This window comes from Isoptericola sp. NPDC055063, from assembly GCF_053608125.1.
The window spans coordinates 68,905-79,728 of sequence record NZ_JBSGUW010000009.1 but is presented as its reverse complement, the minus strand read 5'-3'; the positions used below and the strand labels follow the sequence as shown (position 1 = coordinate 79,728).

At 73.5% G+C, this 10,824-nt stretch carries 8 protein-coding genes and 1 tRNA gene; 5 read left to right on the top strand and 4 right to left on the bottom strand.

The features are described from left to right. Positions 1 to 12 precede the first annotated feature (12 nt). The 3 genes from ACWF41_RS12470 to xylA all read right to left on the bottom strand — a co-directional run bounded on the left by ACWF41_RS12470 (position 13) and on the right by xylA (position 4,175). Positions 13 to 1,401, bottom strand: a complete 1,389-nt coding sequence (locus tag ACWF41_RS12470) for a serine hydrolase domain-containing protein (RefSeq protein ID WP_380326318.1) — start codon at positions 1,399 to 1,401, stop codon at positions 13 to 15. A 5-nt stretch (positions 1,402 to 1,406) separates the two neighbouring features. Further along, entirely contained in the window at positions 1,407 to 2,891 is a 1,485-nt protein-coding gene (xylB, locus tag ACWF41_RS12465; protein WP_380326322.1) for a xylulokinase, read from the bottom strand. Positions 2,892 to 3,008: 117 nt separating this feature from the next. Continuing rightward, a complete protein-coding gene (gene xylA / locus ACWF41_RS12460; RefSeq protein ID WP_380317014.1) occupies positions 3,009 to 4,175 on the bottom strand; it encodes a xylose isomerase in 1,167 nt (388 codons plus the stop codon). Between the two features lie 125 nt (positions 4,176 to 4,300). Between xylA and ACWF41_RS12455 the strand changes: the two genes are divergently transcribed. The 5 genes from ACWF41_RS12455 (at position 4,301) to ACWF41_RS12435 (ending at position 9,285) form a co-directional block, all read left to right on the top strand. Next, positions 4,301 to 5,530 (top strand): ROK family protein, encoded by a 1,230-nt coding sequence (locus ACWF41_RS12455; RefSeq protein WP_380317017.1) that lies wholly within the window; start codon positions 4,301 to 4,303, stop codon positions 5,528 to 5,530. A gap of 82 nt (positions 5,531 to 5,612) precedes the next feature. Continuing rightward, a tRNA-Arg gene (locus tag ACWF41_RS12450) sits at positions 5,613 to 5,685 on the top strand. A 63-nt stretch (positions 5,686 to 5,748) separates the two neighbouring features. After that, on the top strand, positions 5,749 to 7,179 hold the full coding sequence (locus ACWF41_RS12445) for an RNA-guided endonuclease TnpB family protein (RefSeq protein ID WP_380317020.1): 1,431 nt from the start codon (positions 5,749 to 5,751) through the stop codon (positions 7,177 to 7,179). Beyond that, complete coding sequence (locus tag ACWF41_RS12440; protein WP_380317023.1) at positions 7,142 to 8,722, top strand: hypothetical protein; 1,581 nt, start codon at positions 7,142 to 7,144, stop codon at positions 8,720 to 8,722. Before ACWF41_RS12445 ends, ACWF41_RS12440 begins: the two co-directional genes overlap by 38 nt. Before the next feature lie 35 nt (positions 8,723 to 8,757). Continuing rightward, a complete protein-coding gene (locus tag ACWF41_RS12435; RefSeq protein WP_380317026.1) occupies positions 8,758 to 9,285 on the top strand; it encodes a DinB family protein in 528 nt (175 codons plus the stop codon). Between the two features lie 57 nt (positions 9,286 to 9,342). Here the strand turns inward: ACWF41_RS12435 and ACWF41_RS12430 are convergent, their stop codons facing one another. Further along, a complete protein-coding gene (locus tag ACWF41_RS12430; protein WP_380317029.1) occupies positions 9,343 to 10,587 on the bottom strand; it encodes an MFS transporter in 1,245 nt (414 codons plus the stop codon). Positions 10,588 to 10,824 lie beyond the last annotated feature (237 nt).

Here is a 10,824-nt window from a genome sequence, read left to right as displayed (position 1 = left end):
GTGCTGGCGCGGTCAGCGGGCGTAGGCGGCGTGGAACGACCAGCGCGGGTCGAGCGTCTCGCCGAAGCCCTGTGACTGGACGGCGAGCGTGCCGTCGTCGGCGAGCGCGATGCGCAGCCGGAGCGTGGCCAGCTCGTCGCCGTGGGTCCCCGCGCGGACGTCGAGGACGCCGGGGCCGGTCCAGCCTGCGGTGACGACGGCCGGCTCGTCCCCGATCCGGGTCGTCAGCGGGCCGGCGGTGTCGAGCGCGATCGACCAGCCGTCGGACGACGCGATCGTGCCCCCGGCGGCGTCGACGTCGAGCGTGAGGCCCGCCGGGCCCGAGCCCGGGGTGCGGCCGGCCCAGCGGCCGACCAGCGGGCGCGCGTGCGCGGGCTCGTGGGGCGGCGTGGGCCAGGGGAGCGGGGCGACGACGGCGCCCGCCGTGGCCGCGCCCCCACCCGCCCGCGCCAGCTCGCGCGCGGGCTCGACGAGGTGGTCGAGGACGAGGTCGAGCAGCTTCTGGTCACCGCTCGCCGCCGCCTGGGAGTCGGCGGTGACGACCACGGTGACCCGCAGCCGGGGGTCGCCGTAGACGATCTGCCCGCCCATCCCGAACATCAGCCAGCCGCCGGCGGGCGGCAGCCACAGCTGGTACCCGTACGCCGCGCGGAACGGCCCGCCCCAGGTCTGCGTCGCCGGGTCCGACTGCGGCGACGTGGCGGCCGCGAGGTATTCCGCCGGGAGCAGCCGCGCGCCGTCGTGCACGCCGCCGTCGTTGAGCAGCCGGGCCAGCCGGGCCAGGTCGTCGGGGGTGCAGATCAGGCCGGAGCCGCCGTGGCTGAAGCCGTCCGGGCCGGGCAGGAAGCGCAGGCCGGGGGAGACGTCGAGCGGGTCGAGCACCCGCGGCCGCAGGTACTCGGCCAGCGAGGTCCCGGAGACCCGCTCCACCAGGGCGGCCAGGGTGTACGCGGCGCTGGTGTCGTACGTGAACAGCGTGCCCGGCGGGTGCGTGGGCGGCACGCGGAAGTACGACTCCAGCCAGCCGCCCTCGCGCACCTGGTACGTGGTGGCGCGGTGCGGGCCGACCATCGCGAGCATGTGCCGCAGCGTCGTGGCCTCGAGCCACGGGTGCGCCGGGTGGCCGTCGAGGAGGTCCGGGAAGTGCCCGACGACCGGGTCGTCGAGACCGAGAGCGCCCTCCGCGGCGAGCAGCCCGACGGCGAGGCCCGTCACCGTCTTCGACACCGAGTACATCCGCTGCGGCACGTCGTGTCCGAGCGGGGCGCACGCCGCGGCGAGCAGGCGCTCGCCGCCCGCCCGGACGTCGACGGTGTGCACCGCGACGTCCAGCTCGCGGGCCCGCGCGACGACGGTCGCGAGGCCCGCGGCGAGGGTGGGGTCGGCGGCGGGCGGCGTCACGGGGCTCAGATCAGGTCGCGGACGGCGGCGTACTGGGCGCGCACCTCGGGCCGGGGGGCGGCGGCGAGCGTCGTGGCGACCGTCGTCGACCACGCCGGCGCGGCGACGTCCGGGTCGGCCGCGGCGGCGAGCACCCATGCGGCCTGCCGTGCGGCGCCGTCGGCCACGTACTCGCCCGGCTCGGGGACCCCGATCTCGAGGCCGAAGACCTGCGTGGCCACCTGCTGCACCGCGGGGGACTGGGCGGCGCCGCCGATGAGCATGACGCGCTCGATCGGCACGCCCTGGGCGCGCAGCGCGTCGAGGCCGTCGGCGAGGCCGCAGAGCATGCCCTCGACGTAGGCGCGGGCGAGGTGCTCGCGGGTGGACGTCGCGAGGCGGATGCCGTGCAGCGTGCCCGTGGCGTCGGGGCGGTTGGGGGTGCGCTCGCCCTCGAGGTAGGGCACGAGGACGAGGCCGTCGGCGCCGGGCGGGGCGGCGAGCGCGAGGTCGGCGAGCTCGTGGACGTCGACGTCGAGCACCGACCGTGCCGCGTCGAGCACGCGGGCGGCGTTGAGCGTGACGGCGAGCATGAGGGCGTTGCCGGTGGCGTCGGCGAAGCCGTTGATGGCGCCGGACCCGTCGGCGGTGCGCGCCGGCGCGACCGCGGACACGACGCCCGAGGTACCGATCGAGATCGCGATGTCGCCGGGGGTCATGCCGAGCGCGAGCGCGGCGGCGGCGTTGTCTCCCGCGCCGGGGCCGACCAGGGCGCCGCCGTCGACGTCCGCGCCGGCGACCGACGCGTGCGCGACGCCGCCCGACTCGGACGGCCCGAGCACGCGGGGGAGCGTGACGTCGTCCCGCCCGAGGGCGAGCCTCAGCAGGTCGGGGCGGTAGGCGCCCGCGCCGTCGTCCGCCTCGGCGTCGTAGTAGCCGGTGCCGGACGCGTCCGAGCGGTCGGTGACGAGCGCGTCGAGGCGCGGCCCGAGCGGCGACTCGCCCTCCGGGCCATAGCCGGCGATGCGCCAGGTCAGCCAGTCGTGGGGGAGCGCGACGGCGGCGACGCGGGCGGCGTTCTCGGGCTCGGTGTCGCGCAGCCAGCGCAGCTTGGTGACGGTGAGCGACGCGACGAGCACCGACCCGACGGAGTCGGCCCACGCCTGCGCGCCGGCGTCCCGGTCGCCGTCGCCGAGCTCGCGGATCAGGTCCTCGGCCGCGGCGGCGGAGCGGGTGTCGTTCCACAGGAGGGCGTCGCGGATCACGCGGCCGTCGGCGTCGAGCGCGACGAGGCCGTGCTGCTGGCCGCCGACGGAGATCGCGGCCACGTCGTCGAGGCCGCCGGCCTCCTGCGCGGCGGCGAGGAACGCGTCCCACCAGTGCCGCGGGTCGATCGACGTGCCGTCGGGGTGCTTCGCGGTGCCGGAGCGCACCAGGGCGCCGGTCTCGGCGTCGCGCACGACGATCTTGCAGGACTGCGTGGACGTGTCCACGCCGGCGACGAGGGGCATCGTTGCGTCTCTTTCAGGCAGGGCCGGGGGATGCTGTGAGCGGGCGTTTGGCCCCGATTCGTGACCGAATCGGGGCCGAACGCCCGCTCACAGCACCCGGCTGGGTGGGTGGTTCGCTCAGCCGATGAGGTGCTGGAGCGCGAGCTGGTGCAGGCGCACCAGGCCGTAGTCGCGCTCGGCGACGGCGTCGACGTCCAGGTCCTCGTAGGCCGAGCGGTCGGCGAGGAACGCGTCGAACGACTCGCCCGCGCCGAGGGTCGGCTCGTTCAGCTCGAAGATGCCGGCGTGCTCGAACGCCTTCTGCACCTCGGGGTCCTCGCGGTAGGCCTTCGCCTTGGCCGCGAGCATGTCGTAGGTCGCCATGTTCGCCTTCGCCGACTCCCACACGCCGTCGAGGTACTCGGTGCGGCTGGGCTTGTAGTCGAAGTGGCGCGGGCCCTCGTAGCGCGGGCCGCCGTTGGGGAAGCCGTTCTCGAGCAGGTCCACCGTGAAGAACGCGCTCAGCAGGTCGCCGTGGCCGAAGACGAGGTCCTGGTCGTAGCGGGGCCCGTGCTGGCCGTTGAGGTCGATGTGGAACAGCTTGCCCGCGTACAGAGCCAGCGCGAGGCCGTGCGTGTAGTTGAGGCCCGCCATCTGCTCGTGGCCCGTCTCCGGGTTGAGGCCCACGATGTCGCCGTGCTCGAGCGTGTCGATGAGGGCGATCGCGTGGCCGATGGTCGGCACGAAGATGTCGCCGCGGGGCTCGTTGGGCTTGGGCTCCAGCGCGATGCGCAGGTCGTAGCCCTTCTCCTTGATGTAGGCGGCGACGGTGTCGATGCCCTCCGCGTAGCGGGCGTGCGCGGAGTGCAGGTCCTTGGAGTTGTCGTACTCCGTGCCCTCGCGACCGCCCCACATGACGAACGTCGAGGCGCCCATCTCGGCGGCCAGGTCGACGTTGGTGAGCACCTTGCGCAGGCCGTAGCGGCGCACCGCGCGGTTGTTCGAGGTGAACGCGCCGTCCTTGAAGATCGGGTGCGTGAAGGTGTTGGTGGTGACCATCTCGCAGACGAGGCCGGTCTCCTGGGACGCCTTCTTCACGGCGTCGATGTGCTTCTGGCGCTCCGCGCCCTCGCCGCCGAACGGGAAGACGTCGTTGTCGTGGAACGTGAAGCCCCAGGCGCCGAGGTCGGCCAGCTTGCGGATCGACTCCGCGGGGTCCAGGTCGGGGCGGGTGGCGGTGCCGAACGGGTCGGCGGCCGGCCAGCCCACGGTCCACAGGCCGAACGAGTACTTGATGTCGCTCACGGGGTTCTCCTCGTCGAGTCGTGTGTCGATGGTGGCCGGAACGTCGTGCCGGGCCTTCCGCCGCGTCCGTGCGGCGTTTTGTTGTACGGCTGAACTATTGCGCGTCGCTGGGCTAGAGTCAACACGTGCCAGCCACTTCGACGACGACGCCCGAGCGGGTCCCTCGCGTGCCCGACGGCGCCGCCGCCTCGCGCCAGCACACCCTGCGGGAGCGAAACCTCCGCCTCGTCGCCGGGGCCGTCTTCGGCGCCGACCGGCCGCCGTCGCGCGCCGACGTCGCCGCCGCCACCGGACTCACGCGGGCCACCGTCTCGACCCTCGTCGACCGGCTCGTGGCCGGCGGCCTGCTTGCCGAGCTGCCGCCCGTCGTCGCGCAGCGGGCCGGTCGTCCCGCCGTCCCGCTCGTGCCCGCCGGCCGCACCGTCGTCGGGCTCGGGCTCGAGGTGAACGTCGACTACCTCGGCGTCCGCGCGCTCGACCTCGTGGGCGACGTCGTGGCCGAGCGTGTCGTCACCGGCTCCCTGCACGACTCCGACCCGCGCGACGTGCTGGCGCGCCTGCGCGGGCTCGCCGTCGACGTCGTCACCGAGGTCGAGGCCGGCGGCATGCGCGTCGCCGGCGCGCGCCTCGCGCTGCCCGGCCTCGTCGACGTGCGCGGGGCGCGGCTGGAGGTGGCGCCCAACCTGGGCTGGTCGTCCGTCGAGCCCGTCCCCGAGCTGGACCTGCGTACCGGCAGCGGGGAGCCGCTCGACGTCGAGGTGGCCAACGAGGCCAAGCTCGCCGCCCTCGCCGAGCTCGCCGGCGAGGTGCCGCCGTCGTTCCTCTACGTCTCCGGCGACGTCGGGGTCGGCGCGGGGATCGTCGTGGACCGGCAGCTCTTCCTCGGCGAGCGCGGCTGGAACGGCGAGATCGGGCACGTCGTCGTCGACCCCGCCGGCCCGCGCTGCTCGTGCGGCGCCACCGGCTGCCTGGAGCAGTACGCCGGCAAGGAGGTGCTGCTGCGCGGCGCCGGCCTGCCGTCCTCGGCCCCCGTGCACGCGATCGTCGACCTGCTCCGCGCCGGCGACGCCGCCGCCCTCGACACCGTCCGCCGCGCCGGACGGGCGCTGGGCTCCGCGCTGGCCACCTTCGTCAACCTCGTCGACGTCTCCACCGTCGTGCTCGGCGGCGCGTACGCCGAGCTGTTCGGCTGGGTCGGGCACGTGGTCGCCGGCGTCGTCGAGGAGCGCGCGCTCGCCGCGCCGTTCGCGCCGGTGGACGTCCGCCCCGCCGCCGCCGGCCCGCACGCCGCCCTCACCGGCGGCGCGCGCGAGGTGCTGCGGTCGGTGGTCGCCGATCCGGCCGGTTGGGTCTGATTCAGGCCGACGGTCCACCGGCCGCTAGGCTTGTGCACGTCGAGGCCCCGGGTCTGGACGATCGGTCGCCTTCGGTGGCCGCGCCTGCGTAGCTCAGTGGATAGAGCAACCGCCTCCTAAGCGGTAGGTCGCGCGTTCGAGTCGCGCCGCGGGCACCTTGCTCGAAGAGCTCCGTCACGCTCCCGCTCTGTGTCGGTGGTGTGCGGGACAGTCGTTCGATGGCGCGGTTTGCGACGTTCCGATTCTGCCTCGACCCGACGGTCGAGCAGATCGCTGCGCTCGAGCGGCACGTCGGAGCCTCGCGGTTCGCCTACAACCAGTGCTTGCGGATGGTCTTCGACGCCCGCCGGGCCAAGGAGTCCGGCGCGCCGGTGAAGGTGCCGCGCACGGGCTACGACCTCGTCAACGGCTTCAACAGGTGGAAGAAGTCGGCGGCCGCCGGACGGGTCTTCGCCGTCGACGGCGCGGGTGTCGCTTCCGTGAGCGAGACGGGACTTCGCTGGCGCCACGAGGTCTTCCAGCAGGTCTTCGAGGAGGCGGCCGTCGACCTCGGGCGCGGGCTCGCGGCATGGTCGGAGTCGCGGCGGGGCGAGCGAGCCGGAGCCCCGGTCGCCCACCCCCGCTTCAAGAAGAAGGGGACGGCAAGGCCGTCGTTCCGCATCCGGAACCAGTTCCCCAAGGCCGGGAAGCCGGCGATCCGCGTGGGGGGCGACGACCACCCGAGGTCGGTGCGCGTCCCCGGCGTCGGGGTGATGCGTGTCCGCGAGGACACGCGCCGGCTCCGGCGCATGGTCGCCAGGGGACGGGCACGGATCCTCTTCGCGACCGTCACTCGGGGGCGCGGTCGATGGTGGGTGTCATTGAACGTCGAGGCAGCCGACCTGCACCCGGCCCGACAGCACGCGGAGCCCGAGGCCGCCACGCCGTGGGTGGGCGTCGACCTCGGTCTCGCGTCGCTCGTGGTCGCGGCGCGGAGCGACGGGACGGAGGTCGACCGCATCGACGAATGGCCGCGCACGCTCACCGTCACCGCGCGCCGCCAGCGTCACCTGCATCGTGCCGTGACCCGTAAGAAGCCCGGCTCCAGGAAGCGACGCAAGGCGGCCGACCGGCTCGGTCGCTACTACTTCCGGACGGCGGAGATCCGTCGCCGGCACGCACACGAGGTCTCGAACCGGTTGGTCAAGAACCACGCCCGGCTGGTCATCGAGCACCTTGACGTCCGCGGGATGCTCGTCCGCAACCCGAACCTCGCGAGGGCGATCCACGACGTCGGCTGGGGGCTCGTCCGGCGCCAGATCGCCTACAAGCAGGAGTGGCGCGGCGGGGAGCTGGCCGTCGCCGACCGGTGGTTCCCGTCCACGAAGACGTGCTCCGGATGCGGCGCGGTCCGGGACATGGGCGGAGTTGCCCTGCGGACCTACGTCTGCCGCGTCTGCGGCCTGATGATCGATCGCGACCGCAACGCCGCGATCAACCTCGCCGTCTGGGCCGAGCTGCACCACGGTGCGGATGCCCAGGCCCGGGACCTTCACGCAGAGGGCCCGGACATCAAAGCCCGCCGATGGGAACGCACTGGCCGCCGCCTCCGCAGCGGTGAAACGGACCCAGGTGACGTGGGAACCGACGCCTGGACCTTGCCGGTCTGAGCGAAGGACGCCCGAGAAGGGCGGTGCCAGCAGGAGTCGCACGCTGAAAGACCAAGGACGCTGGCTCGCGGCAAAGAGGGGGTCGTGGGGTCCCCGGGTGAAGTTCGTTCGTGTCGGGACGCTCCGTGATGCCCCGTTGAGAGCCCTGGGCTACGGTCCGGAAAAGTCCGTCGACAGCAACGGAGCTGGCGTCATGACCGAGGAACAACCCTGGCACGAGGCGCGACTGATCCCGACGTCGGGCATCAACGGAGCCGACGAGCAGGAGCGCCGGGCGACGTCGGCGCTGCTCGCCGTCATGGTCGCCGTGCGCGAGTTCGGCCGCGCCCTGACGAAGCCGTTCGGCGCCCCTGCGGGGCAGGTGGAGGCCTTCATCGAGGTCCCCTTCATGCTCGGCGAGAGGCGGCTGTATCCGGACGGGCTCGTCCGGGTGAGGCGTGGGCAGAAGTCCTGGACCGCCCTGATCGAGGTCAAGACGGGGCGCAACGAGCTCGCCCGCGACCAGATCGAGAACTACCTGGACATCGCGCGGCAGCAGGGGTTCGACGCGGTCGTCACCATCTCGAACGAGATCCCCCCGGTCGTCGGGCAGCACCCGACCAAGGTCGACAAGCGCCGCCTGCGGAAGGTCGAGCTCCATCACCTGTCGTGGACCAAGGTGCTGGCTGAGGCGGTCATGCAGAAGGAGTTCCGCGGCGTCGCGGATCCGGACCAGGCATGGATCCTCGGCGAGCTGGTGCGGTACCTGGAGCACCCACGGTCCGGCGCGTTGGAGTTCGAGGACATGGGTGAGAGCTGGGTCGCGGTCCGCGACGCGGTGCGCACCGGGACGTTGCGGCCGAACGACAGGGGCGTCGAGGGGGTCGCTGCCCGGTTCGACGCGCTGCTGCGCTTCGCGAGCCTCGAGCTGGGCCGCACTCTGGGCGCTGAGGTGGCCACCGTCGTGTCACGGAAGGAGCAGGCCGATCCCGCACTGCGGACCCAGGGGCTGGTGTCTTCCCTGGTGGACGGCGGTGTACTGAGCGGTTCGATCCGCATCCCCGACACCGTCGGGGACCTGGTCGTGACGGCGGACCTCCGGGCCCGGACGATCACCTGCCACGTGGACGTGGACGCGCCGCGCGAAGGTCGGCCGGCGACACGCGTGCGGTGGCTGGTGCGTCAGCTCAAGAACGCGCCGGACGCTGTGCGGGTCGAGACGTTCGTCGCTCACGCCCGAGGCTCGGCGGCAGCCGAGCTGCTCCGCGACGTGCGCGACGATCCGACGCGGCTCGTCGTCGACCCCAAGAAGGAACTGCGTTCGTTCCGCGTCGCGATGGCGGCGCCGATGGGGGCCAAGCGGGGGCGCGGACAGGGCGGCTTCATCGACTCCGCGCTCGACGTCGTCGACGCGTTCTATGCCGAGGTGATGCAGCATCTCAAGGCCTGGTCTGCGGCTCCTCCCAAGGTGCGGCCCGTTCCCGACGACGACGCCGAGGCACGTGCCGGGGAGCCGCTCGTGTCGACCTCGTTGTCCTCCCAGGACGGGATCGAGCACGACTGACCGAGGGTGTATCCACCCCGTCCTAGGCTCACCACATGCCACCACTCGACGTCGAACCGCGCCTGGACTCCGCGGACCCGGCGGCGCAGTTCGCCGCCTACCTCGACTACTACCGCGCCGTCGTGGCGCGCAAGGTCGAGGGGCTGACGGACGCGCAGCTGCGGAGCAGCCTGCTGCCGTCGGGGTGGACGCCGCTGGAGATGGTGTCCCACCTGGCGCACATGGAGCGCCGCTGGTTCGTGTGGGGCTTCCTGGGCGAGCAGGTGGACCGGCCGTGGGGCGACAACGCGGACGACGCCCCGGAGGGCCCGTGGTGCGTCCCCGACGGCGTCGGCCGCGACGACCTTGTCGCCGCACTTCACGCCGCCGGTGAGCGGACGCGTGCCGTCCTGGCGAGCCACGACGTCGCCGAGCGGGCCGCCGTCGGCGGGCGGTTCACGACCGACGACGGCACCCCGCCCACGCTGCTGTGGATCTGCTTCCACGTGCTGCAGGAGTACGCGCGGCACGCCGGTCACCTCGACATCGCACGGGAGCTCGCCGACGGCTCGACGGGGGAGTAGCCCGAACTACCTCGCGCGGAACCGGACTACCTCGCCAGGATCCGGACCACCTCGCGGTCAGTCGGCCTGGGCGTGCGCGATGTGCGCGAGCTGGCGCCACACGAGCGCGAGCGTCAGGCCTGCGCCGACGAAGCCGAACCACATCGGCGCGGTGAGGCCCCAGTGCTCGGCCAGGACGCCGCCGACGGCGTTGCCCACGACGATGCCGCCGAACACGCACATCATGTAGGCCGACCCGACGCGGCCCTGGAACCGGGTGGGGGTGGCGCGCTGGCGCACGGTGTTGGACACGGTGCCCCAGACGAACGAGTACGCGCCGAAGACGAACAGGATCACCATGGCGACCCAGCCGGTCGTCGCGAGGGCGAGCGCGAGGTGGAACAGCACCTCGAGCGTCAGGCACACCTTCATCAGGGTGGCGAGCGAGTACCGCCGCTCGAGCCTGCCGTAGGAGAACGTGCCGATCAGCCCGCCGACGGCGGCGGCCGTGGTGAGCAGCCCGTAGCCGACGGGGCCCATCTGCAGGTAGTCCAGCGAGTACTTCACGAGGATGCCCCAGGGGGCGGCCCACGTGGCGTTGAAGACGAGGATCACGAGGGCGAGCGTGCGGACCGGCGGGTTCGTCCAGATCCAGCGCAGCCCCTCGGCGATGTCGTGGCGCACCTTGCGGCGCTCGCCGTCGAGGCGCGCACCGGGAGCGGGTGGCACGGGCGTCAGGACCACCTTGCTCACGAGCAGCACGGCGAGCACCACGGTGAGGACCTGCACGGCGAAGGGCCACGCGGCGCCGGCGGCGAAGAGCGCGGCGCCCAGCGGCGGCCCGACCAGCTGGTTCGCGGTGAGGAACCCGGCCTGCAGGCGCGAGTTGCCGATGCCGAGGTCGGCGGGGCGCACCAGCATCGGCAGCAGGGTCTGGGAGGTGGTGTCCGCGAAGACCTCGGCCACGCCCATGAGGAGCATCGCGGCGAGGACGACGCCGATGTTCACGTGCCCGGTCACGATGACGACGCACAGGGCGGCGACGACGACGGCACGCAGCAGGTTGGCGACGATGACGAGCCGGCGGCGGTCGAGCCGGTCGGCGAGCACACCGGCCCAGAGGCCGAAGATCAACCAGGGCAGGCGCTGCAGCATGGCGGCGAGCGCGACGAGGATGGCGGAGCTGGTCTGCGACGCGACCAGCAGGGGGCCCGCCGCGAGCGCGACGCCGTCGCCGATGTTGCTCACCCAGGACGCGGACATCAGCCACCGGAACCCGGTGCCCATGCGCGCGGGCGCGACCGCCTCGACCACTCGTCTCACGGGCGACCAGCCTAGGTGCCCGGGGCCGGGCGTCCGCCTCAGATCTTCCTCACATGGGTTGCGAGGTTCGCCCTCCTCGCATATTGACGGCATCGGCGGCGGGCGGCACACTCTCGGTGACGGCGCGCATCGCCCGCCCCCTGCGCGGTGCGCGCTGTCCCTTGCCGGGCCGAGCCCGGCCCGACGCCCCTTCGGACCCCCCGCCGAGGGGGCGTCTACGTGCCCGCCGGTCGCGAC

Coding starts and splice junctions, on each gene's coding strand:
- xylB (WP_380326322.1), bottom strand. CDS start 2,891: ATGCCCCTCGTCGCCGGCGTGGACACGTCCACGCAGTCCTGCAAGATC.
- ACWF41_RS12435 (WP_380317026.1), top strand. CDS start 8,758: ATGCCACCACTCGACGTCGAACCGCGCCTGGACTCCGCGGACCCGGCG.
- ACWF41_RS12445 (WP_380317020.1), top strand. CDS start 5,749: ATGGCGCGGTTTGCGACGTTCCGATTCTGCCTCGACCCGACGGTCGAG.